Annotated in this window: 27 protein-coding genes and 1 riboswitch; of the genes, 14 read left to right on the forward strand and 13 right to left on the reverse strand. The window is 72.9% G+C overall.

What is annotated here, in order from left to right; all coding sequences use genetic code 11:
* Positions 1 to 35: 35 nt before the first annotated feature.
* Complete coding sequence (locus tag KUM40_RS32100) at positions 36 to 419, reverse strand: DUF3037 domain-containing protein (RefSeq protein ID WP_217169747.1); 384 nt, start codon at positions 417 to 419, stop codon at positions 36 to 38.
* The gene (locus KUM40_RS32105; protein ID WP_217169748.1) at positions 416 to 1,171 is read right to left on the reverse strand and encodes a HipA family kinase; all 756 of its coding nucleotides are present in this window, start codon (positions 1,169 to 1,171) and stop codon (positions 416 to 418) included. Before KUM40_RS32105 ends, KUM40_RS32100 begins: the two co-directional genes overlap by 4 nt.
* Before the next feature lie 194 nt (positions 1,172 to 1,365).
* Here KUM40_RS32105 and KUM40_RS32110 point away from each other — a divergent pair, with 194 nt between their 5' ends.
* Entirely contained in the window at positions 1,366 to 1,863 is a 498-nt protein-coding gene (locus KUM40_RS32110; RefSeq protein WP_217169749.1) for a Rieske (2Fe-2S) protein, read from the forward strand.
* Between the two features lie 2 nt (positions 1,864 to 1,865).
* Complete coding sequence (locus KUM40_RS32115; protein ID WP_217169846.1) at positions 1,866 to 2,333, forward strand: pyridoxamine 5'-phosphate oxidase family protein; 468 nt, start codon at positions 1,866 to 1,868, stop codon at positions 2,331 to 2,333.
* A 65-nt stretch (positions 2,334 to 2,398) separates the two neighbouring features.
* Here KUM40_RS32115 and KUM40_RS32120 read toward each other — a convergent pair whose 3' ends face one another.
* Entirely contained in the window at positions 2,399 to 3,310 is a 912-nt protein-coding gene (locus KUM40_RS32120; protein ID WP_217169750.1) for a LysR family transcriptional regulator, read from the reverse strand.
* Between the two features lie 74 nt (positions 3,311 to 3,384).
* On the opposite strand from KUM40_RS32120, the gene KUM40_RS32125 reads away from it, so the two are divergent.
* On the forward strand, positions 3,385 to 4,380 hold the full coding sequence (locus tag KUM40_RS32125; protein WP_217169751.1) for a DMT family transporter: 996 nt from the start codon (positions 3,385 to 3,387) through the stop codon (positions 4,378 to 4,380).
* A gap of 811 nt (positions 4,381 to 5,191) precedes the next feature.
* Here the strand turns inward: KUM40_RS32125 and KUM40_RS32130 are convergent.
* On the reverse strand, positions 5,192 to 6,529 hold the full coding sequence (locus tag KUM40_RS32130) for an aminotransferase class I/II-fold pyridoxal phosphate-dependent enzyme (protein ID WP_217169752.1): 1,338 nt from the start codon (positions 6,527 to 6,529) through the stop codon (positions 5,192 to 5,194).
* A 35-nt stretch (positions 6,530 to 6,564) separates the two neighbouring features.
* Here KUM40_RS32130 and KUM40_RS32135 point away from each other — a divergent pair, with 35 nt between their 5' ends.
* Positions 6,565 to 7,257: a pyridoxamine 5'-phosphate oxidase family protein gene (locus tag KUM40_RS32135; protein ID WP_217169753.1), complete on the forward strand. Its 693-nt coding sequence runs from the start codon at positions 6,565 to 6,567 to the stop codon at positions 7,255 to 7,257.
* Complete coding sequence (locus KUM40_RS32140) at positions 7,257 to 7,916, forward strand: FMN-binding negative transcriptional regulator (RefSeq protein WP_217169754.1); 660 nt, start codon at positions 7,257 to 7,259, stop codon at positions 7,914 to 7,916. Before KUM40_RS32135 ends, KUM40_RS32140 begins: the two co-directional genes overlap by 1 nt.
* A 97-nt stretch (positions 7,917 to 8,013) precedes the next feature.
* Here KUM40_RS32140 and KUM40_RS32145 read toward each other — a convergent pair whose 3' ends face one another.
* The 3 genes from KUM40_RS32145 to KUM40_RS32155 form a co-directional block, all read right to left on the reverse strand.
* Positions 8,014 to 8,955 (reverse strand): DMT family transporter, encoded by a 942-nt coding sequence (locus KUM40_RS32145; RefSeq protein ID WP_217169755.1) that lies wholly within the window; start codon positions 8,953 to 8,955, stop codon positions 8,014 to 8,016.
* A 193-nt stretch (positions 8,956 to 9,148) separates the two neighbouring features.
* Positions 9,149 to 10,153: a DMT family transporter gene (locus KUM40_RS32150; RefSeq protein WP_217169756.1), complete on the reverse strand. Its 1,005-nt coding sequence runs from the start codon at positions 10,151 to 10,153 to the stop codon at positions 9,149 to 9,151.
* A 526-nt stretch (positions 10,154 to 10,679) separates the two neighbouring features.
* A complete protein-coding gene (locus KUM40_RS32155; RefSeq protein WP_217169757.1) occupies positions 10,680 to 11,219 on the reverse strand; it encodes a Clp protease N-terminal domain-containing protein in 540 nt (179 codons plus the stop codon).
* Between the two features lie 220 nt (positions 11,220 to 11,439).
* Here KUM40_RS32155 and KUM40_RS32160 point away from each other — a divergent pair, with 220 nt between their 5' ends.
* Positions 11,440 to 11,607, forward strand: a complete 168-nt coding sequence (locus KUM40_RS32160; RefSeq protein WP_217169758.1) for a hypothetical protein — start codon at positions 11,440 to 11,442, stop codon at positions 11,605 to 11,607.
* A 107-nt stretch (positions 11,608 to 11,714) separates the two neighbouring features.
* On the opposite strand, the gene KUM40_RS32165 is transcribed toward KUM40_RS32160, so the two are convergent.
* Positions 11,715 to 12,371, reverse strand: coding sequence for a PadR family transcriptional regulator (locus KUM40_RS32165; protein WP_217169759.1), 657 nt, complete (start codon positions 12,369 to 12,371; stop codon positions 11,715 to 11,717).
* A gap of 165 nt (positions 12,372 to 12,536) precedes the next feature.
* Here KUM40_RS32165 and KUM40_RS32170 point away from each other — a divergent pair, with 165 nt between their 5' ends.
* Both KUM40_RS32170 and KUM40_RS32175 read left to right on the forward strand, forming a co-directional pair.
* Positions 12,537 to 13,382 (forward strand): alpha/beta fold hydrolase, encoded by an 846-nt coding sequence (locus tag KUM40_RS32170; RefSeq protein ID WP_217169760.1) that lies wholly within the window; start codon positions 12,537 to 12,539, stop codon positions 13,380 to 13,382.
* Positions 13,383 to 13,554: 172 nt separating this feature from the next.
* Complete coding sequence (locus KUM40_RS32175) at positions 13,555 to 14,364, forward strand: PhzF family phenazine biosynthesis protein (protein WP_217169761.1); 810 nt, start codon at positions 13,555 to 13,557, stop codon at positions 14,362 to 14,364.
* 98 nt (positions 14,365 to 14,462) lie between these two features.
* Here the strand turns inward: KUM40_RS32175 and KUM40_RS32180 are convergent, their stop codons facing one another.
* Positions 14,463 to 15,290 (reverse strand): CPBP family intramembrane glutamic endopeptidase, encoded by an 828-nt coding sequence (locus KUM40_RS32180; RefSeq protein WP_217169762.1) that lies wholly within the window; start codon positions 15,288 to 15,290, stop codon positions 14,463 to 14,465.
* A 111-nt stretch (positions 15,291 to 15,401) separates the two neighbouring features.
* The gene (locus tag KUM40_RS32185; protein ID WP_217169763.1) at positions 15,402 to 16,943 is read right to left on the reverse strand and encodes a glutamate-cysteine ligase family protein; all 1,542 of its coding nucleotides are present in this window, start codon (positions 16,941 to 16,943) and stop codon (positions 15,402 to 15,404) included.
* 568 nt (positions 16,944 to 17,511) lie between these two features.
* Here KUM40_RS32185 and KUM40_RS32190 point away from each other — a divergent pair.
* The 3 genes from KUM40_RS32190 to KUM40_RS32200 all read left to right on the forward strand — a co-directional run bounded on the left by KUM40_RS32190 (position 17,512) and on the right by KUM40_RS32200 (position 19,888).
* Positions 17,512 to 18,096 carry a hypothetical protein gene (locus tag KUM40_RS32190; RefSeq protein ID WP_217169764.1) on the forward strand — a complete coding sequence of 195 codons (585 nt, stop codon included), beginning with the start codon at positions 17,512 to 17,514 and terminating at the stop codon, positions 18,094 to 18,096.
* Positions 18,097 to 18,375: 279 nt separating this feature from the next.
* Entirely contained in the window at positions 18,376 to 18,579 is a 204-nt protein-coding gene (locus KUM40_RS32195) for a DUF5999 family protein (protein WP_217169765.1), read from the forward strand.
* A 244-nt stretch (positions 18,580 to 18,823) separates the two neighbouring features.
* Positions 18,824 to 19,888 carry a LacI family DNA-binding transcriptional regulator gene (locus KUM40_RS32200; RefSeq protein WP_217169766.1) on the forward strand — a complete coding sequence of 355 codons (1,065 nt, stop codon included), beginning with the start codon at positions 18,824 to 18,826 and terminating at the stop codon, positions 19,886 to 19,888.
* Positions 19,889 to 19,897: 9 nt separating this feature from the next.
* On the opposite strand, the gene KUM40_RS32205 is transcribed toward KUM40_RS32200, so the two are convergent.
* Positions 19,898 to 20,500 carry a DUF1707 domain-containing protein gene (locus KUM40_RS32205; protein WP_217169767.1) on the reverse strand — a complete coding sequence of 201 codons (603 nt, stop codon included), beginning with the start codon at positions 20,498 to 20,500 and terminating at the stop codon, positions 19,898 to 19,900.
* A 131-nt stretch (positions 20,501 to 20,631) separates the two neighbouring features.
* Between KUM40_RS32205 and KUM40_RS32210 the strand changes: the two genes are divergently transcribed.
* Together KUM40_RS32210 and KUM40_RS32215 are read left to right on the forward strand one after the other, a co-directional pair.
* Positions 20,632 to 21,027 (forward strand): molybdopterin-binding protein, encoded by a 396-nt coding sequence (locus KUM40_RS32210; protein WP_217169768.1) that lies wholly within the window; start codon positions 20,632 to 20,634, stop codon positions 21,025 to 21,027.
* A 167-nt stretch (positions 21,028 to 21,194) separates the two neighbouring features.
* Positions 21,195 to 21,614, forward strand: a complete 420-nt coding sequence (locus tag KUM40_RS32215; RefSeq protein ID WP_217169769.1) for a molybdopterin-binding protein — start codon at positions 21,195 to 21,197, stop codon at positions 21,612 to 21,614.
* A 77-nt stretch (positions 21,615 to 21,691) separates the two neighbouring features.
* Here the strand turns inward: KUM40_RS32215 and gcvP are convergent, their stop codons facing one another.
* On the reverse strand, positions 21,692 to 24,577 hold the full coding sequence (gene gcvP / locus KUM40_RS32220; RefSeq protein ID WP_217169770.1) for an aminomethyl-transferring glycine dehydrogenase: 2,886 nt from the start codon (positions 24,575 to 24,577) through the stop codon (positions 21,692 to 21,694).
* Positions 24,578 to 24,754: 177 nt separating this feature from the next.
* Positions 24,755 to 24,850: riboswitch (glycine riboswitch) on the reverse strand.
* 150 nt (positions 24,851 to 25,000) lie between these two features.
* On the opposite strand from gcvP, the gene KUM40_RS32225 reads away from it, so the two are divergent.
* Positions 25,001 to 25,378 (forward strand): PRC-barrel domain-containing protein, encoded by a 378-nt coding sequence (locus KUM40_RS32225; RefSeq protein ID WP_217169771.1) that lies wholly within the window; start codon positions 25,001 to 25,003, stop codon positions 25,376 to 25,378.
* Between the two features lie 49 nt (positions 25,379 to 25,427).
* Here KUM40_RS32225 and KUM40_RS32230 read toward each other — a convergent pair whose 3' ends face one another.
* Positions 25,428 to 26,807 carry a DNA polymerase IV gene (locus KUM40_RS32230; protein WP_217169772.1) on the reverse strand — a complete coding sequence of 460 codons (1,380 nt, stop codon included), beginning with the start codon at positions 26,805 to 26,807 and terminating at the stop codon, positions 25,428 to 25,430.
* Positions 26,808 to 26,877 lie beyond the last annotated feature (70 nt).

Raw genomic sequence — 26,877 nt, forward strand, 5'->3', positions numbered from 1 at the left:
CCGGCCGACCGGCCGACCGGACCGGCACCACCCGGCTACCGCACCAGTAGCTCGAGGAGCCGTTCCGTCTCGGCCGCCGGGTCGGCCGTGAGGCCGGTGTGGACGGGGCCCGGCCGGACGATGGTCGAGCGGGGTGCGATCAGCCAGCGGAAGCGGCGGCCGGGATCGTCCCCGGCCGCCTGGCCCGCCGCGTCCCCGCCGGCGCACACGCCCTCCACCGCACGCAGCGCCGCGCGCACGCCGGGCAGGTCCACCCGCGGGTCCAGGGCCAGCAGCCTGCCCTCGTCGAGGTGGGTGCGGGCACCGACGTAGGACTTGGCCCGGCAGTAGACGAGCACGCCGGCGTTGACACACTCCCCGCGCTCGACGCGCGGCACGACGCGCACCAGCGCGTACTCGAAGACATGGCGGTCGGTCACCGCTCCCCCTTGACGCGTTCGTGGATCGTGGCGGCCCGCGCGAGCAGGGGCCGGGCGTAGGCCCTGCGGAGGTCGTCGGGCGTGGCGAAGCCGGGCTCGTCGAGCAGCCACACGTCCGGGATCTCGGCGGTGACCTCGGCGAGGAGTTCCCCGGTGACCAGCGGCGCCAGCGCGGCGGCGGCCGAGCGGACGTCCGGCGCGAAGCGCGCGAGGGCGTGGTCGGCGGCGTCGTATGGGCGGGCGGCAGAGGCCTCGGCGGCGGGCCAGTTGTGGTGCCAGATCATGGTCGCGCCGTGGTCGATGAGCCACGTCTCGCCGTGCAGGCGCAGCAGGTTGGGGTTGCGCCAGGACCGGTCGACGTTGTTGACCAGCGCGTCGAACCAGACGATCCGTCCTGCCTCCTCGGCGCTCACCTCGAAGGCGAGCGGGTCGAAACCTAGCGCGCCGGAGAGGAAGTCCATGCCGAGGTTGGTGCCGCCGCTCGACTTGAGCAGCTCCTGTACCTGCTGGTCGGGTTCGCCGAGGCCGAGCACCGGATCGACGTCGACCGTCACGAGGCGCGGCACCCTGAAGCCCAGCCGGCGGGCGAGTTCGCCGCAGACCACCTCGGCGACGAGCGTCTTGCGGCCCTGTCCTGCACCGGTAAATTTCAGGACGTACGTCCCGAAGTCGTCGGCCTCGACGAGTCCCGGCAGCGAGCCGCCCTCACGCAACGGCGTGATGTAGCGGGTCGCGATGACTTCCTTGAGCATCGCCCCAGGTTATCCGGCGTGGTGAGGGAGTGCGGGTGGTGCGCGGTGTCCGGCCGACAGCGAATCGACAGTCGTGTTTTACGCCCGCCCGACCGCCGACCCGACAGCATCTCGGCACGGTCTGAACAGCAGGTGCCAAGGGTCCGTACCTCTCGGCAGATCATCACGCATCCACCCCGGAAGGGAACCCCAGCATGCCCAGCGCATCGTTTCACCCCGCGGCCGGACCGGCCCGTCGTACCGTCGTGGCGGCGGCCGGAGCGGCGGGGCTCACCGCCGTGCTGGCCGCGTGCGGTGGCTCGGACGAGGACGCGTCGAGCGACACCGGCACCGCCCCTTCGTCCCCCGCCTCCGACGAGGCGGGCGGCGGCGGTTCGGGCGGCGGGGAGAACGCCGGGGCCGGCGCCGCGCTCGCGGCGACCGCGGACATCCCCGAGGGCGGCGGGAAGGTCTTCGCCGACCAGAAGGTGGTGGTCACCCAGCCCGCGGCGGGCGAGTTCAAGGCCTTCTCCGCCACCTGCACCCACCAGGGCTGCGCCGTGAAGAGCGTGTCCGACGGTGTCATCAACTGCCCCTGTCACAACAGCAACTTCTCGATCACGGACGGCAGTGTGCAGGGCGGTCCGGCGCCCAAGCCGCTGCCCGCCGTGCAGATCACGGTCAGCGGGGACTCGATCCGGCTGGCCGGATGACCGTGACCGTCCCGCAGCGCCGGGGCCGGAAGATCATGATGACCCCCGGTGAGCTGGACGTCTTCCTCAGCGCCCAGCGCACCTGCCGGGTCGCCACGGTCTCGGCCGACGGCGCCCCGCACGTGAGCACGCTCTGGTTCGTCTGGGACGGCTCCTCGATGTGGCTGTACTCCGTCGTGCGCAGCAGGCGGTGGACGGAGCTGCGGCGCGACCCGCGGGTGGCGATCGTGGTCGACACCGGCGAGGAGTACGAGGAGTTGCGGGGCGCGGAGCTGTCCGGCCGGGTGGAGTTCGTGGGCGAGGCGCCGCGCACCGGGGAGCTGTGCGCCGAACTCGACTTCCCGGAGACGCTGTTCGCCCGCAAGAACTTCGGTCTTCAGGAGATGCCGCACGACGGCAGGCACGCCTGGCTGCGGCTGACGCCGGAGAAGGTCGTCTCCTGGGACTTCCGCAAACTGACGTCACCGTAGTCCGACCGCCCCACCCGGCTCATCCCTCCCGGCTGATCCCGACAGGCTCACCCCACCCGCCCGGCTCACTCCGCCTGACCGACTTGCCGCGCCGTCACCCGTAGCGCGTCCACCGCCGCCCGGATCGACGGGCGGCGGTCGGCGTCCGCGCGCCAGACGACGTACACATGTCGGCGCACCCGCTGTTTCAGCGGCGCGGTGACGACCGCCGCGGGCATCGGATGGCGTCCGAGCAGCGGTGCGATGCACACGCCGAGCCCCGCGGCGACCAGTCCGAGCTGGGTGTGGGTCTCGGCGGCGCGGTGGCCGACGATCGGCTCGATGCCCTTGGAGCGCAGCGTGAACATCAGCCACTCGTGGCAGAACTCGCCCTCGCCCCAAGTGATCCACTCGTCCTCGGCGAACTCGGCGAGGTCCACCTCGTCCCGGCCGGCGAGCCGGTGGTCGGCCGGCATGGCCACGTCGGCGGGGTCGTCCAGGAGCGGCGCCTTGACCAGGCCGTCGGGCAGCGGCATCGGCTTGTTGTACCAGTCGAGCACGACGGCCAGGTCGAGGTCGCCGCGCACCACCCCGTTGACGCCGCGCTCCGGCTCCAGCTCCGAGGAGCGGATGCGCAGCGCGGGGTGCTCGGCGCGCAGGGCGGCTAGCGCTGCGGGGAAGAGTCCGCGGGCGGCCGTCGGGAACGCCGACAGCCTCAGCTCGCCCGCCACCTGTCCGCGCTGCGCCTCCAGGTCGGCCTGGGCCAGCTCGACCTGGGAGAGGATGCGGGCCGCGTGCTCGGCGAGCAGCCGTCCGGCGTCCGTGAGCCGTACGCCCCGTCCGTTCTTGGCGAGGAGCTGCTGGCCGGCCTCGCGTTCCAGCTTGGCCAACTGCTGGGAGACGGCCGAGGTGGTGATGTGCAGGCCGGCGGCGGCACCGCTGACCGATCCGTGCCGGGCGAGGGCGTCGAGGGTACGCAGGCGCTCCAGGTTCAACATGTAAGCAATGCTACGAGATACCGCGTGCGAAATTTCGATTGTGCTACGAAGACGGCTGCCTCATCGTTGCCTGCATGAGCAGCAGCGTCACGTCCTCCACCGCAGCCCGCCGCGTCTTCGACTGGCGGCTGCGCTTCGGGCTCCTCTCCCTCGTCTGGGGTTTCAGCTTCCTTTTCATGAAGGTGGGCACTGATGCCTTCGCCCCGTTCCAGGTCACGCTCGGGCGGCTGGCGTTCGGTACGGCGGTGGTCGCCGCGGCGATGGCGGTGAAGCGGGAGCGGCTCCCGCGCGGGGCGCGGACGTGGGCGCATCTGGCGGTCGCCGGACTGCTGCTCAACTCGCTGCCGTTCTCCCTGTTCGCCTACTCGGAGCTGACGATCCCCTCATCCCTCGCGGGCATCTGCAACGCGACCTCGCCGCTGTGGGGCATGGCCCTGTCGCTGGTCGCCCTGTCCGAGGACCGGCCGACGCGACGCCGGGTGGCCGGCCTCGGCATCGGCTTCCTGGGTGTGCTGACGGTGCTGGGTGTCTGGCAGGGCTTCCACGGCCTCGACGTCACGGGCACGACGCTGGCCCTGCTGGCCTCGCTCAGCTATCCGATCGGCTGGATCTACGTCCGCCGCACGCTGGCCGGCTCCAGCCACTCCCACCTCTCGCTGAGCGGCACCCAGCTAGGACTGGCAACGCTGCAACTGGCCATCGTGACGCCGGTGTTCACCTCGGTACCGACCAGTTTCCCGGTGCTCCCGCTCCTGTCGGTCGCCGCCCTGGGCGTCCTCGGCACGGGGCTCGCCTTCCTGATCCAGTACGACCTGGTCGCCGAGGTCGGCCCGACGACCGCGCAGATGGTCACGTACTTCACCCCGGTGATCGCCACGGCCGCGGGCGTCGCGCTCCTCGGCGAGTCGCTGTCCTGGTCGACACCGGTCGGCGCGGTGATCGTCCTCGCCGGCGCGGCACTGACCCAGTCCCGCCCCAGGACCACCCCGCACAGCACCGTTCCCGACGGGACGGACACCGCGCCTGCGCCGACCCGCCGGGGGCGGGTACGACAGAGGTCGCGGGTCTGAGAACGCCCCGGGCGGGGCCGTGTCCCCGGCTCGCCCGCCGGCCGGCCTTGGGCATCCCGGCACGCACCGGCACCACGCCCAAGACGGTGTCCGGCACACCCCGACCACCTCGACCATCCCGGCCCCCGCCGAGCGGCCGAAACCGACCAACTGGCCCCGACCTCCCCCAGCGCAGGGCCGCTCCCGGACCACCCATCGGCCATTCCGACGCGGGTCGGCTACACCTCGATCCAAGCCGCCGGCACAGGCCACGTCCAAGGCAGTTCCCCACACCCAGACCCCAACCCCACCACACACCCCACACACCCCGACCGACCCCGGTCCTCCCCCAGCGCGCGGACGCCCTCCGGACCGCCCATCGGCCGCGCCCACGGGGGTCGGCAACAGGCGTAGACAGATCGGCCCGGGCGGGCACTGGTCGGCGCGGGGCCGCATCCGAGGCGGTCTCCGGCGTTCCCTCGACCACCGCCGAGCGTCTCACCCTTCCCCACGCGCCCGGTCCCCGTGCGGCCCGCCTCGCCTCGCACGGGCACCGGCACCGGCACACGAGACCGGCATGTCGCCCGATCCCCACCGCCCCGTCGGCGCGCGTGCGGCCCCGGTCGCCGGGCGGGGCCCACGGCGTCGTCGCTACCGGCTCACCGCCCAGGCGGGCCCGGCCAACCCGGCAATCCGCCCTGGCAATGCGCCCTGCCGTTCCGTCCACCGAACGAGCCCGCCGAAGGCGGCCCAGGACCGCCAAGGTGCCCACGCGGGGACGGCGCGTGGGCCGTGGAGAGGGTGCCGGGGGGGGGCACCGATTCCCCGCGTCTCAGACATGGCTCCGCGGCGGTCCCGACCCCGGCCCGACCGCCACCGCGACCGCCTCCGCCAGCGGACCGATGTCGTCCTCCGTCAGTGTCGAGACGGTGATCCGGATGCCGGGCGGGGCGCTCATGCGGAAGCGGGCGCCGGGGGCCACGGCCCAGCCGGCGTGCAGGAGGCGGGCGACGGCGCCGGTCTCGTCCGGCACCTGGATCCACACGTTCATACCGCTGCGCCCGTGCGCGGCGACCCCGTGCCGCGCGAGGGCGCGAAGGAGCGCGTCCCGGCGTCGCCCGTACACCGCCGCCACCGCGCGCGTGTCCACCGCACCGTCCGCCCACAGCAGGGCCACGGCCCGCTGGGTGATGCGGCTGACCCAGCCGGGCCCCAGCCGCTGCCGCCCGCGCACGCGGTCCAGCGTGACGGAGTCCCCGGTGAGCACGGCGAGCCGAAGATCGGGGCCGCAGGCCTTGGCTGCCGAGCGGACGAACGCCCAGCTCCGTGTCGTACCGGCGAGGGAATTCAGGGGGAGGTCCACGATGCGATGGCCGTGGTCGTCCTCGATGAGCAGCGTCTCTGGGTGGTCGCGCAGTACGGATCGCAGGGCACGCGCGCGCGTGGCGCTCACCGCCGCGCCCGTCGGGTTCTGCGCGCGGTCCGTGACCACCAGGGCACGGGCGCCGGACGCGAGGACCCGGCGTACGTCGTCGGGCAGCGGCCCCTGGTCGTCGACGCCGACGGCGACCGTGTGCAGGCCGAGCGCGGGCACCAGGTCGAGGAGACTGCCCCAGCCCGGGTCCTCGACGGCGACGGCGTCGCCGGGCTTGAGATGGGCCGCGAGGATCCGTTCCATCGCGTCCAGCGAGCCGGAGGTCACCGCCACGGGTCCGTCCGGCACACCGTCGGCGTCCAGCTCGGCCCGCGCGACGCGCGCCAGTTCCGGGTCCACGGGCGCGTGCCCGTACAGCACCGGTTCGCGGTCGCCCCGTGCCGCCGCCGCGGCGAACACCGGGCCCAGCGCGGGCAGCAGCGCCGGGGCGGGATTGCCGTCGGACACGTCGCGCACACCCTGGGGCACCTCGACCCGGATGAACTCCCGCCCGGTGGTGGCCGGCTTCGCGCGCACCCGGCTGCCCCGCCGCCCGGCCGTCTCGATGACGCCGCGCTCGCGCAGGGTGCGGTAGGCGGCCGCGACGGTGTTCGGGTTCACCCCGAGCCGCTGCGCCAACTCCCGCATCGGGGGCAGGGGTTGCCCCGGCTCCAGCTCCCCCGAGCCCACCGCACGCTCGACGCTCGCGGAAATCTCCGCTGCGCCCCGCCCTGTGATCCGATACTCTCCTAGCACAAAGAAGATTATGCACTAGTGCAATGGAGAGCGCCATGCAGGGGACCACGCGGACGCAGACACCGTCGCAGTCCGGGGCCGTCTATCCGTCCACCGACCGCACCGTCCCCACCCGCTCGCCCGACCGGGCCTCCTACGACAAGGAGCTGGTGCACTCGATACTCGACGAGGGCTACGTCTGTCATCTCGGCTTCGTCCGCGACGGCGCCCCGGTCGTACTGCCGACGCTGTACGGCCGGGTGGGCGAGCGGCTCTACGTGCACGGCTCGACGGGTTCGCGCCCGCTGCGGATGACGGGCGCGGCCGATCCGGGGCTGCCGGTGTGCCTGACGGTGACGCACGTGGACGCGCTGGTGCTGGCCCGCTCGGCCTTCCACCACTCGATCAACTACCGGTCGGTGGTGGTGCACGGCACCGCGTACGAGGTCACGGACCCGCAGGAGCGGCGCACCGCGCTGGACGCCCTGGTCGACCACGTCGTCCCCGGCCGCTCCCAGGACTCCCGGCCGGCCAACAGGAAGGAGCTGGCCGCCACCGCCGTGATCCGCCTCGACCTGAACGAGGTCTCCGCCAAGCTCCGCACCGGCGGCGTGAACGACGAACCGGAGGACCTCGCCCTCCCGCACTGGGCCGGGCTCGTCCCGCTGCGCAAGGGGTACGACGCCCCGGTCGCCGACCCCGGTCTGGACCCCGGCACCACCCTGCCCGACTACCTGTCGGCCCTGTGATGCTGGTCCACCCCTGGGACGCGCCGGAGGACGACGCCGAGTGGCAGAGCTGGCTCGCGGGGCACGACTTCGGCCAGCTCGCGGTCAACGGCCCGCCCGGCGAACCGCCCCACGTCCAGCCGCTGCACTTCGCCTTCGACGCCACGTGCGGTCCGTACGGCGAGGTGGTCACGCACCTGACACGGCCCAACCCGCTGTGGCCCGCACTGGAGGCGGATCCGGTCGTCCTGCTGAGCGTGGTCGACGACTACGTGTACGTTCCCGGCCCCTGGCAGGCCGCCCCGGACGAGCCGCCCGAACACGGCGTGCCGACCAGCTTCTACGCGGCCGTGCAGCTCCGTTGCCGCGCCCGGGTCGTCGACGACCCGGACGAGAAGGCCGGCCTGCTCAACCGGCAGGTCGGCCACTTCCAGCCGCACGGCGGCTCCGCGCGGGCCGCGGCGGGCGAGGCGCCGTACGGCAGGCTGCTGTCCGGCATCCGCGGGCTGCGGCTGGAGGTGACCGGCGTACGGGCGAAGTTCAAGTACGCCGGCAAGCGCACCGGAGAGGTCCGGGACCGGATCGCCGCCGAGCTGGCCGGGCGGCGCGGCCCGCGTGACGCCGCGGCACGGGAGCATCTCTCGCGGCGCGGCGGACTCCGCCCGAAGCCGTCGGGCTGAGGGCAGCGGACGAAGAGCAGCGGACGCCGGGCGAACGTGTCCGCGTGGGGACGGACCTCTCGACCTCTCGACCTCTCCCCTCGAGAGGCCCCCGCCCTCACGCCGGCGCGGTGCGCGTCCGCGCCTCCCGCGTCTCCGTCACCGCGAGCCCCGCGACCGAGCCGAGCATCAGCAGCGTGCCGGCCAGGGTCGCCGCCGTGAGGTGCTCCCCGAGCAGCAGGACGGCGAGCGCCGCCGCGCTGACCGGCTCGAGCAGCATGATCACGGAGACGGTCGCGGACCGCACGACGGCCGCACCGGCGAAGTAGAGCCCGTAGGCGAGGGCGGTCGGGACGGCCGCGACGTACGCCAGCAGCCACAGGAGCCGGACCGGTTCGGCGGTGTGCGGCACCAGGCCCTCAGCCAGGGCGAGCGGCAGCAGGCACAGGCTCGTGACGGCGAACGCCCCCACGGACGTACTGGCGGCGTCCGCCCCGCCGTCACGTCCCCACCAGCGGGTGAGCAGCGTCATCACCGAGTACCCGGCGGCGGACAGCAGCGCGAGAAGTACGCCCGACAGGCGGACGGTCGCGCTCCCCGGGCCGAGGACGAGCACCACGAGCCCGGCGAGCGCACCGACGACGGCCGCGGCGCCGCCCCGTCCCAGCCGCTCGCCGAGGGCGAGGCGCGCGCCGAGCGCGATCAGCACGGGGCCGGCGCCGAGGGTGACGACAGTGGCGACGGCGAGCCCGGTGGAACGCACCGCGGCGAAGTACGCGGTCTGGAACACCGCGAGACCGAGACCGGTGACGAGAGCCCGCCACGCCTTGCGTGCGAACGGCTCACGTACGGCCCTGCGCCCGCGCGGGCGCAGCGGACGGGCGGCGAGCAGCAGGACGAGCCCGACCGCGCAGCGCCAGAACGACAGCGCGACGGGCCCCATGTCGCTCGCTCGGTAGACCAGTGAGGCGGCGGCACCGGCGGTGCCCCAGGCGACACCGGCGACGATCAGATACAGGAGGCCACGCCCGACGGGCAGGCCGGAGACGGCATTCGACACGATTTCTCTCCGCAGACGCGCACGGGGCGCGGAAGTTCGAAGCGGCCCCGGAACGAACGAGCGGGGGCGCGGGGACTCACGTCTGCGGGCAGCACCGTCCGGCCCGGCGGCAGTGTGCCGGGCTCGTCGCGGAAGCCCGCCTCAGGCGGCCGGAGGCGGGAGGACGAGTGCGTCGGAGTGCATGATCGGCACCTTAGGCCGACGTTCCCCGGCTCGACAACTCCCTTTCGGGCCCTCCGCCGGCCACGGGGTTGGCGGAGCCCTTCGCCGGCGCCGACGACTGGGCGATGAAGGCGCCGGCCAGCACCACGACGCCGCCGATGATCTGCGGGGCGGAGAGGTGCTCGCCGAGCAGCACCCAGGCGAGCACGGTCGCGATGACCGCTTCGAGGCACGCCACGACTCCGGCGACCTGCGGAGACAGCCGGCGCACGGAGACCACACCGGTGACGTAGGCGAGGACCGTGGCGAGGAGCACGATCCAGGCCAGCAGCAGGGCGGCGGCGACGGGGGTGCCGTCCATGGGGACGCTGTCGGCGAGGACCGACCACTCCATCGACCAGGGCCGGGCGACGACGGTGAGTACGGCGGCCCCGACGAGCAGGCCGTGAGCGATGACGCCGAGCGGGTCGGGCGCCTCGTCACCGGCGTCGGCGCCCTGGTCGGACAGGACGAAGTAGCCGACCTGGCAGCAGGCGGCGCCGAGCGCGAGCAGCAGTCCGAGGGCGTCGAAGCGCAGCCCCGACCAGACCTCGACGACGCAGGCGAGCCCGCCGACCGCCAGGACGACGCCGAGCGCGGCGGCGCGCGTGACCGGCCGCCGCTGCACGAACCGCACCCAGCCGAGCACCAGGGCGGGTGCCAGGTACTCGACGAGCAGCGCGACGCCCACGGGGATCCGGGAGATGGCGGCGAAGTAGCAGGCCTGCACACCGGCCACGGCGAGCAGCCCGAACCCGGCGAGCAGTCCGGGGCGGCGGCGCAGCAGCGCGCGGTGGCGCACGGCGAGCGGCAGCATCACCAGAGCCGCGCCGGCCACGCGCAGCCAGACGACGTGGAGCGGATCGAGTCCGGCCTCGATCAGCGGCTTGGCCGCGACTCCGGAGCCTCCGAAGGCGACCGCGGAGGCGAGTGCCAGACCGAGACCGGTGCCCTTGCCGCGGTTGCCGCGAGCGCTGTCAGACGTATGCACCGGCACATGATGACAGGGGACGACATGACCGTCACCCCCAATGACACCTGTCTCACCGACTGGACGCCCGGTACCGACGCCGACGAGAAGCCGAGCCGGGGGCGGCCTCGGCGCTAGGGCCAGGGCCGGGACAACGCCGGGGGCCCGCGCCAGAGCCCGGGGCCGGGGGCGGACCGGGGCCGAGGGACGGACCGGGACCGGATGCTGTTGGCGAATCCTGTGGCGGTCGGTGTTTGGACAGTCTGTCCCGGCAGAAGCGCAACTTCGGCGGCGTGTCGCCGGAACAAACTATCCAATCATGAGGCCCGGACCACGGGGCCGACGGCTGTCCGACCGATTCGCCAACAGCGCCGGGACCGGGACCGGCTCAGGGTGCCGGGGCGGGCCGAAGCAGAGGGCCGCGCCAGAGCCCGGGGCCCGGGGGCGGGCCGCAGCCTAGAGCCGGACCAGGTCCGGGGCCGAGACCGGGAGCCGAGGGCGGGCCGAAGCCGAGGGCCAGACCGGGACCGGGGGACCGGAGCCGGGGGCCGGCTCAGGGGGTCGGCTCGAAGTGGCTCTCCACGCGCGCGAGCACCGTGTGCGGCTCGACGGCCGCGCGGGCCAGCACCTCGACGGCGCGCGCCTGCGGGTCCGCGACCAGGGCGGCGAGCAGGTCGACGCCGCAGGCCCGGGCCACCCCGCGCCGGGCGGCGCGTGCGCAGGCGGCCTCCATGGCCGCCGCGGCCAGCGGCGAGAACCCTGCGACGCCGGGCACGACGGGCACGGCGCCGGAGTCCTCGACGGAGCTCTGCCAGCGCAGCCCGTAGCCGATGCTGCGCTGCACGAGATAGCCGAGCAGCCGGGCGATCCGGGGCCCGTCCCCGAGCAGCGCACGCGCCTCGGCGTCGCACTCCAGGAGCGAGTGCAGCAGATGGGCCGTGTCGATCTGCCGGTCCCCGTCCCGCACCGCCCGGCGACGGGCACCGGAGACCGCCGATGCCAGTTCCGCGCTGAACCGGTCATCGAGGTCGGTGCCTTCCGGGCGCCGGCCGCCTTGCTCGCCGGCCGACTGCCGGGGGATACGGGGTTGCACATCACCCAGCTCATCAGTCCCAAGGGGCCGGGTCATCCCCGAAGGGAAGCATTTCGCCGTCCCACACAGAGTGGACCCGCCCGACCGGAATCTCCTCCTTGCGGATGAGATCAAGCCGTTTCGGCCCACCAGGCGCGCGCCGCCTTGCCGCGCGCCCACCGGGGCAACCGAAACGGACCCTCGCGGGTCGAACAAGGACATGAGGAGCAGGTGCTGGCTCGTGGCGCTGCCCGCCGTCGACGGCAGGCAGTACGTGTACCGGGTGGACGCCCCGGCGGAGGCGCTGCTCGCCGACCTGTTCTGGGAGGCGTGGCACTGCCACGACGAGAGCGCCTTCCCGCGCGCGTGGGATCTCTTCGACGCGGCGGTGATACGGCGGGTCGACTGAGCGCGCCCCACGCGAAGACCCTCCATGCGAAGGGCGTCCAAGGGCATCCATACGAAGGCCCTCAACGCGAAGGTGCCCCGTGGATCTCTCCACGGGGCACCTCACTGTCAGTCCTCGTCGGCGAGGATCAGGTACAGCTTCTTGCGGGCGTCACCGATGACGGCGAGCGCCTTCTCCCGCTGTTCCTTGCTGCCGGTCTTCCAGACCTGGCCGAAGGCCTCCATCAGTCCGAACCCGGCCTGCCGGATGTCGTTCAGAGCCTCCCAGTCGACGCCCCGCGAGGCCTCTTCCCAGGGAGCCTCCGGGCCTTCCTCGGCCGCGGTCCGGCCCGCCTCGGTGAGCGCGAACAGCTTCTTGCCGCCCTCGCTCTCGCTGGCGATCAGGCCCTCGTCCTCCAGTAGCTGGAGGGTGGGGTACACCGACCCGGGGCTGGGCTTCCACGCCCCGCCGCTGCGCTCGGCGATCTCCTGGATCATCTCGTAGCCGTGCATCGGCCGGTCCTTCAGGAGGGCAAGGATCGACGCCCGTACGTCGCCACGCCGTGCCCTTCCCCTGGGCCCACCACGCCCTCGGCCGCCCCAGGGGCCGCCGTGACCGAAGCCCGGCCCGAAGGGGCCGCCGGGGCCCCCGGGGCCACCGCCGGGACCGCCCGGCCCGAAGGGGCCGAAAGCCGCACGCCGGCCGTCGAAGCCACCGCGGCCGAAGGGGCCGCCCTCTCCGTGGCCGTGTCCACCGTGTCCACGCTCGTATCCGTGGGTACGCATCGCCATCACTCCATTCAGTCGTTGATCTGTCGCGATGCCTCAACGATATATCGGAACGTATCGCATGGCAACCCCCTGCCGAACGGGACACCCGCTCCCGCTCGGTCCGGAAAGATCCTTTATCCGGTACTCGAAACAAGGCGGGCGCCCTACAGTGAGGCGGCGATGACACTCCTACACGCTCATGACTACGGGGGCGACGGCCCCCAACTGGTGCTTCTGCACGGCCACGCCCGGTCGCTCACCGACTGGGACGCCTCGGCCTCCCTGCTCACCGCCGGACACCGGGTCCTCGCCCTCGACCTGCCCGGACACGGCCGCTCTCCGAGCGCCTCCCCCTGGACCGTTCCCACCGTGGTGGGGCACATCGCGGACACCCTCGAGGCGCACGGCGTGCCGGAGGCCGTCGTGGTGGGCCACTCCCTCGGCGGCCTGATCGCGGTCGAGTACGCCCGCGCCAGGGCCCGCGCCGCCGTCAACCTCGACGGCTTCTGGTGGGGGCGCGAGCGACCGGGCGCGGAGCAACTGGCCGAGGGCCTGCTGGCGTCGGCCGGGGCGATCGCCCCGTCGGGGTACATCGAGGAGCGGGTCGAGAACTCCGCCCCGTTCGGGGTTCCCGCCGACCGTGCGGAGGCCGCCGCCCGCAGGGCCGCCCGCCCGTTGCCCGACGGCAGGTGGCAGACGCTGCCTGAGCGGGCGGAGGCGCTGGAGATCTTCGACGAGCTCCACCGGCTCGGCGCGCTCGGTGTCACCTCGTGGCTGGAGGGGGTCGACCGTCCACTGCTGCTGGTGCAGGCGGGCCGGCGGCCGCCGGCCCCGCCCGGCATGGAGTGGTTCGACGAGTTCAGCGCCCGGTTCGCGCGAGAGGTCTCAGACGAACTGGCCGCGCTCGCCCGCACCCGGCCGACGCTCGCGGTCAGCCGTGTCGACGCCACTCACGTCATGCACATGGAGGCCCCGGAGGCGGTGGCGTCGCTGGTCACCGGATTCGTCCGAGGACTGCCCGACTGAGCATCCCGGCCGGGTGACCGACTGAGGATCCCCGCCGGGTGACCGACTGAGGATCCCCGCCGGGCCGGCGAGGCGGGGGCGGGCCCGACCGAGGGATCCCGCCCCCGAATCCGGTCCAGAGCTCGGGAATTGGCCTTGGTCCACGGCCCGGGCAGGCGTCTAGCGTCGGGGCATGCGCATCCGAATCGTCGACGCCTTCACCGACCGGCCCTTCGCCGGCAATCCCGCAGGGGTCCTGCTTCTCGACGCCTTCCCGGAGGACGACCGGCTCCGGCGGGTCGCCCTGGAGGTCAACCACGCCGAGACCGCGTTCGCCCACCGCCTGCCCGCGGGCGGCGAGGCCGACTGGGCGCTGCGCTGGTTCACACCGGTTGCCGAGGTCGCGATGTGCGGCCACGCCACGCTCGCCACCGCCCACGTCCTGCACACCACGGGCGCCCACGAGGGGCCGGTGCGGTTCGCCACCCTCAGCGGCGTACTCGTCGCGACGCCCCGCGAGGACGGCTCGGTCACCCTGGACTTCCCGACCGCGCCGCTCACCCCGGTCGAGGCCCCGGCGGGCGTCGCCGAGGCGCTGGGCGCCGAGCCCCACGCCGTCCTGGACACCGGTCCGCACACCGGGGACCTGTTGGTCGAGGTCGCCGACGAGAAGACCGTGCGCGGGCTGACGCCGGACCACAAGGCGCTGGCGGCCCACTCCGGGCGCGGCGTCATCGCCACCGCCCGGGCCGAGGACCCCGCCCGCGGCTACGACTACGTCTCCCGCTGCTTCTTCCCGGGCGTCGGCATCGACGAGGACGCCGTCACCGGCAGCGCCCACACGGCGCTTGCGCCCTTCTGGTCCGAGCGCCTCGGCCGCCCCGACCTCACCGGGCTCCAGGCCTCGCCCCGTTCCGGGCGGGTGCGCACGCAACTGCGCGGCGGGCGCACGCTGCTGAGCGGGCACGCGGTGACGGTGATCGACGGCGAGCTGCTGGCCTGACACGGCACAGGAACGCGGCACAGGAACACGACACGGGAACGCGCTGTGGCGCACGTGGCGCACGTGGCGCACCTGGCGCACCTGGCGCGCCCGCGCGTTCACGCCGTCGGCAGCCAGTCCACCTTCCCGGCCAGCAGCCCGTAGCCGACGAAGGCCCCGATGTCGAGCAGCGAGTGCGCCACCACCAGCGGGCCCACCCGCCCCCAACGGCGGTACAGGTAGACGAACACGACGCCCATCACCATGTTGCCGACGAAGCCGCCGATGCCCTGGTAGAGGTGGTACGACCCGCGCAGCACCGAACTGGCCGCCATCGACGCGCCCCTGCTCCAGCCGAGCCGGTCGAGCCGGCGCAGCAGGTAGCCGACGACGATGACCTCCTCCAGGACGGAGTTCTGCACCGCCGAGAGGATCAGTACGGGGTACTTCCACCACACGTCGGGCAGGGCCTCGGGCACCACGGTGAGGTTGAAGCCGAGGCCGCGGGCGGCCAGGTAGAAGGCGATGCCGGTGCTGCCGATGACGGCGGCGACGGCGGCTCCGCGGCCCAGGTCGGGCCACGGGCGGCTGCGGTCGAACCCGAGAGCGCGCAGCCCGCTGCCCTCGCGCAGCAGGAAGTGCGCCACCAGGGCGACCGGGACGAGGGCCGTGGTGATCCCGAAGAGCTGCCAGGCCAGGTCCAGCCAGGGACGCCCGGGCGCCGCGGAGGCGTTGAGGGTGGCCGCCTGGTCCTTGAGCCCGCCGGGCCGGGTGACCGAGCCGATGAAGCTGATGAGGGCGGACACCCCGCTCGCGCCGAGCGAGAGCGCCAGGACGAGCAGCGTCTCGTCACGCAGGATCCGCCGCGTAAGCCGCTCCTCCGCCCATGGCTCCTCGCCGAGTCGCTTCTGAGGGAACGAATCGTCCACCGGGCCCGCCTCCGCCATGCACACCTGCCTCTAGCTGGGACGTCACAGCTTGCCCGATCAGTATGGGGCGGCGCGCGGCGGGGCCGGACCCGGCGAAGGCGGACCCGGCAAAGGAGGACCCGGCTGCCGTCAGCTCACCGGCACCGGCTCCGATCCCGGCTCCGGTTCCGGCTCCGGCAGGCCCACCGGCCACAGGTGCACGGGATCGCCCACGCGCATGAGTTCGACGTAGCGGCGGGTCGTGGCGGCCAGCGCGGCCTCCCGGGACAGGCCCGCCTCCAGCCCCCGGTGGAACGTGGCAGCCTGCCAGGACGCGCCGTTGACCCGGCGCCGGCACCGCTCCTCGATCACACCGAGATACAGGTCCCGGTCCGCGGGCTCCACACCCCACGCGTCGAGACCGGCTTCGGCGAGCGGCAGCAGTTCGTCGCGTACGAGGACGGCGGCGTCGACCTCGGTGGTACCGCCGAGGCGGCCGCGCCGGGGCCACTCGAAGCGGGCGTCGATGCCGTGGCGGCACGCGGCCTCGAAGTTGGCGGCGGCGGCCTCGAACGGCAGCCGGGTCCACACCGGCCGGGGCTCCTCGGCGAGCGCGCGCACGACGCCGTAGTAGAAGGCCGCGTTGGCGATGACGTCGGTGACGGTGGGGCCCGCGGGCAGGACCCGGTTCTCCACGCGCAGGTGCGGGACGCCGTCGGCGATGTCGTAGACGGGGCGGTTCCAGCGGTAGACGGTGCCGTTGTGCAGGACGAGTTCGGAGAGCGAGGGCACGCCGCCCGCGTCCAGGACCTCCAGCGGGTCCTCCTCGTCGCAGATCGGCAGCAGCGCCGGGAAGTAACGCCGGTTCTCCTCGAACAGGTCGTAGGCCGAGGTCACCCACCGCTCGCCGAACCAGGTGCGCGGCCGCACGCCCTGGGCCTGCAGCTCGGGCGGGCGGGTGTCGGTGGACTGCTGGAACAGCGGGGGCCGCGACTCGCGCCACAGTTCGCGGCCGAACAGGAAGGGCGCGTTGGCGCCGAGGGCGATCTGCGCGGCGGTGACCGCCTGGGCCGCGTTCCACACGTCGGCGAAGCGGTCCGGGGTGACCTGGAGGTGCAGTTGCACCGAGGTGCAGGCGGCCTCGGGGGCGATGGACTTGGAGGTGCAGGTCAGGCGCTCGACGCCCTCGATGTCGAGGGTGAAGTCCTCGCCGCGGGCGGCCACGATCTGTTCGTTGAGCAGTGCGTAGCGGTCGACGGCGGAGAGATTGGAGGAGACGAGGTCGTCCCGGTCGAGCGTCGGCAGAATGCCGATCATCGCGATTCCCGCGTCCACCTCGCCCGCCTTGCGATCCGCATATGCCAACGATGTACGGATCTCCTCGGCGAGCCGGTCGAATACCCGGCCGCCCAGGCGGTGGGGAGCTATGTTGACTTCCAGGTTGAACATGGCGAGTTCTGTTTGGAAGTCGCGACTGGCGATGCGCTCGAGGACTTGCGCATTCAACATTTTCGGCATCCCGTCGGCACCGACGAGATTCAATTCGATCTCCAGCCCCATCAGGTTCTTCGGGCGGTCGAACCGCTTCTCCGCCAGAAGTCGCTCCAGGCCCGTCAGGCACCGCTGGAGCTTCTCGCGGTAGCGCTGGCGATCGGACAGGTCGAACTGACCTGCCACGACCTTCTCCCCCATGGAAGAGTCCCTTCTCGGAGCGACGAGTGGAAGATCCGGCCGCCGGTGGCCGGCGGCCGGCGGCCGGTCGGGTGGGATGATGATGCCCAGCCGAAGCGATCGATAACGTCCCCGCACCGGCCAGGCACCCGCTACGCTGTGCCGATGTGACCGGTGGCACATTCACCGGGCATGGCACGTCGAGCAGTTTCCCGGGCCGACAACTCGTGAAAAACGCCGACGACAATTGGCCGACCGCTCGGTGAACATTCCCCGAGGTCACCGTCGTACACCCGGTTCGAAATCCGGAGGATTCCCGCATATCGGCGGCCGAATTCAACCTTGTACCGGTTACCGGAATCGGCTAGCCGAAACACAGTCTGAACACATGTCGTATAAACTCCGCGGACGAGGCAGCGGACCGGCGCCCGCGGTCAAGGATCCTGCCGTCGAGCTGACGCGCGGCAGGCCTCACCCACTTCTCGGTTCCAGGACCCGGCCCCTGCCTCCCCAGCCCCGTGAGCCGACAGCGTCGTCCGCCCCGCTCCGCCCTCGCGCCACTGTGCCTTCGAATGAGAGGCGACCCATCATGCCCCTGCGTGTCTCCCCGGCCCCCGCGCCGGCCCTGCGCTCCGTCCTCACCGCCCTCTCCTCGCCCACCGCGGTCCGAGAGGCCAGGACTCCCGCCCTGCTCGGCGCCCAGGGACCCGCCACGCCCGAACTGCCGCTGCCCGTGCACGTCCTCGACCGGATCACGGCGGAGGGCGTGACGGCGACACGGCTGACCGGGTGGCGGTTCCACATCCGGTGCGGAGACCGGGCGGTGGCGGCGGCGGAGACCATGCTGACCCCCGACGGCTGGGCGTTCTCGCACTTCTTCGAGGGCCCCTACGTCGCCTCGACCGAGCGCGCGCTGCGGCAGGCCGAGTCGGTGACGCAGTCCTACCAGCCGCGTCTGCTGTCGGTTCCCGAGCTGTACATGCTCACGCTGTGGCTGCACGGCGACTGCACCGCGGACGCCGCCGCCGGGCAGCCCGCGGCCACCGACCTGCTGGTGCCGCTGGCGCCGGCGCCTCCCGGCATCGCGGCCCACCGGCCGCACCGGGTGGCCGAACTGCTGCCGGTCCTCACGCACCGGCTGGCGCCGACGCGGCTGCTGGGCTCTCCCGCCTGACCTGCCCCGCTCTCCCCCCACCCGCGCGGACTAGCCCCATTCGGCCATGCCGAACCATCCGAAGTGACAGTGCAGTTGGGCTGAACCGTCCGCGCGGGTGATGCGTCATCAACCTGTGAGAAGCGGTGCTGCCAAATACCTGCGGATCGACGCCCGTGGGGCAACACTGGGTTCGGACCGACTTATACAACGGGGGGGGCGGCCATGAACGACGTTTCACGCCGCGGAACAGACAAGACAGCGCACTCACCCATCACGACAGACCGAGAGACCCCACCCATGTGTCAGCACCAGCCACCGTGCCCCTCAGCCGTCTCCGCCGACCGGGAGTCCGCCCGGCTCGTGGCGCACCACCCGGAGCAGGGGTGGAGCCTGCTGTGCAACGGTGTCGTCCTCTTCGAGGACACCGGTGAGCTACTGCCGGACGGTCGGGTCATCGCCCCGCACCGCCCTGTCGGCGCGGGTCTGATCACCGCTGCCTGACCACCGCCGCCCGACCACCGACCGGACGGTGTGACGCCGCTCCGCCCGGTGCATCACGGGGCCGGCCCGCAGCCACGGCTGCGCACCGGCCCCCACGCGTGTCCGGAGTCGGTCACTCCCCGTAGCTCCGCCGGTCCCACGTGGTGACGAGCCGGTTTCCGGGCCCGGATCTCCTTCCCCCGAGCGCCGGGTTTCCGGAAGACTCCTCAAAGTTTCACGGTCCGCGGCGACGGAGGTGGGGGAAGTGGCAGCAGACGGGGCCCGGACCAGGACGGCTTCCGGTGGCCGGGGCAGGGTCACGATCACGGACATCGCCCGTCGCGCGGGGGTTTCGGTGCCGACCGTGTCCCGGGTCGTGAACGGCCGGTCGGACGTGTCGCCCGGAACCCGGGCGCGGGTGGAGGAGTTGCTGCGCCGGCACGGCTACCGCAAGCGCACCGCCTCTCCCGGCCACCGGGCCGCCCTGATCGACCTGGTCTTCAACGACCTGGACAGTCCCTGGGCCGTGGAGATCATCCGAGGCGTCGAGGAAGTGGCCCACGCCGCCGGGGCGGGCACCGTGGTGTCCGCGATCCACGGGCGTTCGGGCGACGCCCGTCAGTGGATGCGCAATCTGCGGGCCCGGGCCTCCGACGGCGTCGTGCTCGTCACCTCCGCCCTCGACCCGGTCCTCCACCAGGAGCTGCGCATCCTCGGTGTGCCCCTGGTCGTCGTCGACCCGGCGGGCTCCCCCGCACTGGACGTGCCCACCGTCGGCGCCGCCAACCGGTCCGGCGGCATGGCGGCCACCGAGCATCTGCTGGCGCTGGGACACCGCAGGATCGGCCTGGTCACCGGGCCACCGCGGCTGCTGTGCTCGCGGGCCCGCCTCGACGGCTACCGAGCCGCTCTGGAAGGAGCCGGCGTCGGCGTGGACGAGTCCCTGATCGTCCCCGGCGACTTCCGCCACGAGTCCGGCTTCGCGGGCTGCGAAGCCCTGCTCGGCCTCCCCACCCCTCCGACCGCCGTCTTCGCGGCCAGCGACCAGATGGCGCTCGGCGCGATCGAGGCGCTGCGCCGGCGTGGGCTGAGGGTGCCGCAGGACCTGAGCGTCGTCGGCTTCGACGACCTTCCGGAGGTCCGCTGGTCGGCGCCGCCGCTGACGACGGTGCGCCAGCCGCTCGCCGACATGGGCAAGGTGGCCGCGCGCACGGTGCTCCGCCCGACCCGCGACAAGCGGCCGGACTCGTCACGGGTCGAGCTGGGCACGGAACTGATCCTCCGCTCCAGCACGGCGCCCCCGCCCGGCTCCGCGGCACTCTCCCGCTGAGCCCGCGCCCTACGCCTCCCGCCCGAGCCTGCGGCGCGGCGAGCGCACCACGACCTTCCCCCAACTGATCGCACCCGCGATCTCCACCCTGAGCACCACGGGCGCCCCGGTGTCGACCGTCCGCGACGTCTTGACCTCGGCGAAGCTCGTCACCAGTGAGTCGGTGTCCACCACGATGCCGGGCCGGGTCACGAGCTTCAGCGCCCCGGCCTGCATGTCGAGGTCGATGCGGAGGGTGCCGTGGGTGATCACGGCTCGGGCGAGGTCGAGCGTCACCTCGCCCCAGGCCGACCGGATCTCCATCCGCCGCGGCACCACCCAGCCCTCGCCCCGCCGGGTGGACGCCCCCTCCTGCTCGATGCGGACGACGTCCTTGGCCGCGGCGGCGGGGATCGGGGTCCGGTCCGGCACGACGGGCAGGTCGGCGGTGAGGGCGGCCAGCTCGCCCTGCGTGCGCGCGGTGAGTGCCGCGCCCACCCGCTCGTCCAGCTCCTCAGCGGTGAGCCGGCCGTCGCCCGCGGCGGCGCTCAGTATGTCCACGGCTCTGTCCCGGTCCGTGTGCGAGGCCCGGAGTGCGGGCGTCCCGCCGTCCTGCGAGGGCTGCACCGACATAGCTCGACCCCGATCTCCCCGGGGCGTCGTGCGACCACCCCACCACTGCGGCAGACTAACGCTATATCGCGTTATACCCAACGGCCAACCCCGCGTCCACCGTTCCCCTCCCCCGGCCTATCGTGACCGGCATGCAGTCCTACACGATCGGCCAGGCGGCGCGGCTGCTCGGCGTCAGCCCGGACACCGCCCGCCGCTGGGCCGACGCGGGCCGGTTCGCCACCCAACGCGACGAGGGCGGGCGGCGCGTCGTCGACGGGCGCGACCTGGCCGCCTTCTCGGTCGAACTCGCCCGCTCCGGTGGCGCCGACGCGGAGACCCCGTACACCTCGGTCCGCAACGCCTTCCCGGGGATCGTGATCGCGATCAAGCTCGGCGACGTCGCCGCCCAGGTCGAGATCCAGGCGGGCCCGCACCGGCTCGTCTCCCTGCTGACCCGGGAGGCGGTGGAGGAACTCGGCCTGGAGGTCGGCATGGAGGCCACCGCCCGGGTGAAGTCGACGAATGTCCATATCGACAGAACCTGACCGGCCACCAGACCTGACCGGCCACCCGACGCGACCGGCCACCCCAACGCGACCGACGTGACCGACGCGACCGGATCCGCGCGTGCCTCACCGATGTCGGCGAGGGTCAAAGCGACGCAGACACGCGCGTACCCGACACAAGGCATCCGCCGGGCTACGGTGCCCTCATGAGCCTGAGCATCCGCAACCAACTCCCCGGCACCGTCACCGCCGTCACCCCGGGCGAGGCCATGGCGACGGTCGGGGTCCGCCTCTTCGGCGGCCAGGACCTCACCGCGGCGATCACCCGGGACGCCGCCGAGGACCTGGCTCTCGCCACCGGCACCGCCGTCCGGGCCCTGGTGAAGTCCACGGAGGTCGCCCTGGCCACCGGGCTCGCCGAGGGCCTGTCCATCCGCAACCGGCTGCCCGGTACGGTCACCGCCCTCACCGCCGGCGCCGCGATGGCCTCCGTGGCGGTCGCCGTCGAGGGCGCCGAGCTGACCGCAGCCATCACCAGGGAGGCCGCCGACGACCTGGGCCTGGCCGTCGGCGTTCCGGTCGTCGCGCTGATCAAGGCGACCGAGGTGTCCCTCGTGACCGCCTGACACGCCGAGAGGCTCCGTCCGGGCCTGCGCCTGCACGGAGCCTCTCTCATACGGAGCTCAGTCCTCCCTTACGGGACTCAGTCCTCGTACGCGTCCAGCGGCGGGCAGGAGCAGACGAGGTTCCGGTCGCCGAAGGCCTGGTCGACGCGGCGCACCGGCGGCCAGTACTTGTCGGCGGCGGACACCCCGGCCGGGAAGACGGCCTCCTCGCGGGTGTACGCGTGGTCCCACTCGCCGCCCAGCGCACCGGCGGTGTGCGGCGCGTTGCGCAACGGGTTGTCGTCCTCGGACCAGGTGCCGGAACCGACCTTCTCGATCTCCGCGCGGATGGCGATCATCGCCTCGCAGAACCGGTCCAGCTCGGCCAGGTCCTCGGACTCGGTCGGCTCGATCATCAGCGTGCCGGCCACCGGGAAGGACATCGTCGGCGCGTGGAAGCCGTAGTCGATCAGGCGCTTGGCGACGTCGTCGACGCTCACCCCGGCCGCCTTGGTCAGCGGGCGCAGATCGATGATGCACTCGTGCGCGACAAGACCGCCGGGGCCGTTGTAGAGCACCGGGAAGTACGGTTCCAGGCGCTTGGCGATGTAGTTGGCGGACAGCACGGCCACCTGCGTGGCGCGCTTGAGTCCCTCGCCGCCCATCAGCCGGACGTACGACCACGAGATCGGCAGGATGCCGGCCGAGCCCCACGGCGCCGCCGAGATCGGGCCGACACCGGTCTGCGGACCGGCCGCGGGCTGCAGCGGGTGGTTGGGCAGGTACGGCGCGAGGTGCGACCGTACGGCCACGGGGCCGACGCCGGGACCGCCGCCGCCGTGCGGGATGCAGAACGTCTTGTGCAGGTTCAGGTGGGAGACGTCGCCGCCGAAGTGGCCGGGCTTGGCGAGGCCGACCAGGGCGTTGAGGTTGGCGCCGTCCACGTAGACCTGGCCGCCCGCGTCGTGCACCTGGGCGCAGATGTCCGCGACGTGTTCCTCGAACACGCCGTGCGTGGAGGGGTAGGTGATCATCAGCACGGCCAGCTCGTCGCGGTGCTTCTCGATCTTGGCGCGCAGGTCCTCGACGTCGATCTCGCCGTCCTCGGCGGTCTTGACGACGACGACCTTCATGCCGGCCATCACGGCGCTCGCGGCGTTGGTGCCGTGTGCGGAGGACGGGATGAGGCAGACGGTGCGCTGCTCGTCGCCGTTGGCCCGGTGGTAGCCGCGTACGGCCAGCAGGCCCGCGAACTCGCCCTGCGACCCGGCGTTCGGCTGGAGCGACACCTTGTCGTACCCGGTGACCTCGGCGAGCCGCTCCTCCAGCTCACGGATGAGGGTCAGGTAGCCCTGGGCCTGCTCGGCGGGCGCGAAGGGGTGCAGCGCGCCGAACTCGGGCCAGGTGACCGGCTCCATCTCGGTGGTCGCGTTGAGCTTCATCGTGCAGGAGCCCAGCGGGATCATGCCGCGGTCCAGTGCGTAGTCCCGGTCGGCGAGGCGGCGCAGGTAGCGCAGCATCGCGGTCTCGGAGCGGTGCTGGTGGAAGACGGGGTGGGTCAGGAAGTCGTCGGTGCGCAGCAGCGCCTCGGGCAGCGTCTCCCCGGTCTCCGCGTCCAGCGACTCGATGTCGCCCTCCACGCCGAAGGCGTGCCACACGCCGCCGACCTGGGCGCGCGTGGTGGTCTCGTCGCACGCGAACGACACGTGGTCGGCGTCGACGAGCCTGAGGTTGACGCCGTTCTCGCGCGCGGCGTGGACGACCTCGGCGGCCCTGCCCGGCACCCGCGCGGTGACCGTGTCGAAGTAGGCGCCGTGGACGATCTCGACGCCGTCGGCGGCGAGGCCCGCGGCGGTGACGGAGGCGTAGCGGTGGGTGCGCCGGGCGATGGCCCGCAGCCCCTCGGGACCGTGGTACACGGCGTACATGCCGGCCATGACGGCGAGCAGCACCTGCGCGGTGCAGATGTTGCTGGTGGCCTTCTCGCGGCGGATGTGCTGCTCGCGGGTCTGCAGGGCCAGTCGGTAGGCCTTGTTCCCGTCGGCGTCCACGGAGACGCCGACCAGGCGGCCGGGCAGGCTGCGGGCGAACTTCTCGCGCACCGCCATGTAGCCGGCGTGCGGCCCGCCGAAGCCCATCGGCACGCCGAAGCGCTGGGTGGTGCCGACGGCGATGTCCGCGCCCAGCTCGCCGGGCGAGGTGAGCAGCGTGAGGGCGAGCAGGTCGGCGGAGACGGTGACGAGCGCGCCGAGTTCGTGCGCCCGGTCGACCACCGGCTTGATGTCACGGACGGCGCCGGAGGCGCCCGGGTACTGGATCAGTACGCCGTTGATCTCCCGCTCGGCCACCTCGGCCGGGATCCCGTCGCTCAGGTCGGCGACGACGACCTCGACGCCGGTGGGCTCCGCGCGGGTCCGTATCACGGCGACGGTCTGCGGCAGGGCGTCCGCGTCGACCAGGAAGAGGCCCTTCTTGTTCTTGCCCATGCGCCGGGAGAGGGCCATCGCCTCGGCGGCGGCGGTTGCCTCGTCGAGCAGCGAGGCACCGGAGGTGGGCAGGCCGGTCAGCTCGGCGACCATCGTCTGGAAGTTCAGCAGGGCCTCGAGGCGGCCCTGGGAGATCTCCGGCTGGTAGGGCGTGTACGCCGTGTACCAGGAGGGGTTCTCCATGACGTTGCGCAGGATGACCGGCGGGGTGAAGGTGCCGTAGTAGCCGAGGCCGATCATGGAGTCGAGGACCTGATTGCGGTCGGCCAGGGAACGCAGCTCGGCCAGCACCTCGGCCTCGGAGCGCGCCCCCGGCAGGTCCAGCGCGTCGGCGTTCTTGATCACATCCGGCACCGCGGCGGCCGTCAGCTCGTCGAGCGAACCGTAACCGACCTGCGCGAGCATCTTGGCCCGGGCCTCGTGGTCGGGGCCGATGTGGCGCTGCTCGAACGGCATTGCCTGTTCGAGTTCGGAGAGCGGAGTGCGATGGGCGGTCATTGCGGAGGCCTCCTGGTCTGACGACCTTCGAGGGGCACCACGGCGCGGGTACCCGGACGGCCTCCCCCTCTGTCATCTCAACCTGAGAGCTTCACCGGGCGAGCCAGCAGGCCCTCCCGGCTTTCACCGTCGGTGAGAGCGGAAGCCGTCGACACCCGCCCTGCTTTCCAGAGTGACCTCGTCCGTGCGGTACGTGAGCCTGAGAGATTCCGGGGAGGATTTGCTCCTTCGGCGCCTCCGATGGTGTCCGGAGGACTCTCCCGCGCGGGGTCAGCAGCCGTTTGCCAGCGTACCAGCGAGGTCGCCGCACGGGCTTCGAGTGGCCGAGCGGCCACATGTGCCCTTTTGTAGTAGTTACGGATGATTAGGCGGCTGGTGTGCGACCCCAGTCCGGCCCAGTGGTGCGATCAAGTGGAGGGCCCCGTGCGTACTGACATCGATCCGCGGAACCTGATCGGCCGCAAGGCGTTCGACCGCGACGGCACCAGGATCGGCACCGTGGACGAGGTCTACCTCGACGATGCCACCGGCGTCCCCGAGTGGGCGGCCATACGAACGGGTCTCTTCAGCAGGGACGCCTTCGTCCCCCTGGAGCCCAGCGAGCTGGTCGACGGCACCCTGCGCGTGCCCTTCGACCGGGCTCTGATCAAGGAGGCGCCCGACTTCGGCGTCGGCCGCCACCTCTCGCCGGAACAGGAACTCCAGCTCTACCACCACTACGGCCTGGACGTGGCGGCCCCTCCCCCGCTCCCCGACCACGACTTCGGCAAGCTGGCCGGCAAGGGCAACGAGGACAACTGACACTCCGCCGCTCCTCCGCCACCCACCACTCACCACTCACCACCAGGCACTAGGCAACCGGCCTTGCGGGTCCGGTCTCCCCGGATCTTCGTGCCATGGGCGCGACCAGCGGCAGCGGATCCGCCGGGGTCAGCTCCGGGTCGTCCACCGGAAAGGTCCGCACTCGGCCGGTCTGCGAGTACGGCGTCTCGAACCGCACGGTGACCCGCCCTATACCGCTGCCCTGCACCCACCCGTGCCCGTGCTCCGTGTGCCGCACGTCGTGCCCCGAAGGCCACCGGCGCTCGGTGGGTGACGGCTGGGGCTCCTCGGCGGGCTCGGCCTCGGGCTCCGCGGCCGGTTCCTCGGCCCGGTCTCCCGCCGCCTGCGCGAACAGGTCCTCCTGTGTGTAGTCGGCGAGCCCGCTGACACCCACCCCGAGCAGCCGCACACCGCCCGTGGTGTCCACCGAGTCCAGCAGCCGGGCGGCGGCCTCCCGCACCACCCCCGGGTCGTCGGTGGGTCCGCGCAGCGTCTCGGAGCGCGTCAGCGTGGAGAAGTCGTATCTGCGCACCTTGAGCACGATGGTCCGCCCGGACAGACCGGACCCGCGCAGCCGCCGCACGCACCGGTCCGCCAGCCGCCCCACCTCGACGCCGACGCGCACCCGGTCGTGGATGTCCACGTCGTAGGTGTCCTCGACCGACACCGACTTGGTCTCCCGCTCGGCCACCACGGACCGCTCGTCACGGGCCAGCGCCATGGCGTACAGCGCGTGGCCGTGCGCCTTGCCCAGCAGCCGCACCAGCTCGTCCTCGCCCGCCTCGGCGATCTCGCCGACGGTGGTGATCCCCGCCCGCCGCAGGTGGTCTCCCGTGGCCGGTCCCACCCCGGGCAGCGTCCGCACGGTCATCGGCTCCAGCATGGCCCGCTCCGTCCCCGGCGGGATCAGGACCAGTCCGTCGGGCTTGGCCTCCTCCGAGGCGATCTTGGCGAGCATCTTGGAGGCGGCCAGCCCCACCGACCCGGTGAGGCCGGTGACGGTGCGGATGTCCCTGCGCAGCTTCGCCCCGGCCAGCCGCGCCGACGCCGCGTCCCAGGCCGTCCCGCCGGCCTCCAGGTCAACGAAGGCCTCGTCCAGGCTCAGCGGCTCCACCAGCGGCGACAGCTCCCCCAGCAGCCGCATCACCTGCTCGCTGATCGACCGGTAGAGCTCGAAGCGGGGAACGAGGTAGGCGGCGTGGGGCGCGAGCCGACGGGCCTGGCCCATGGGCATCGCGGAGTGCACACCGAACACCCGCGCCTCGTACGAGCAGGTGGCGACCACGCCGCGTGGTCCGAGGCCGCCCACGACGACGGCCTTCCCGCGCAGGCTCGGCTTGGACGCCTGCTCCACCGAGGCGAAGAAGGCATCCATGTCGAGATGCAGGATCGTGGGCGCGGTTCTCACATCTCCGATGCTGCCCTACGCCACTGACAATGCCGCCGCTCACCGGCCCGACGGCGCCCGCCGGCGGGGC

The organism is Streptomyces sp. AC512_CC834, assembly GCF_019049325.1.
Lineage (GTDB): Bacteria > Actinomycetota > Actinomycetes > Streptomycetales > Streptomycetaceae > Streptomyces.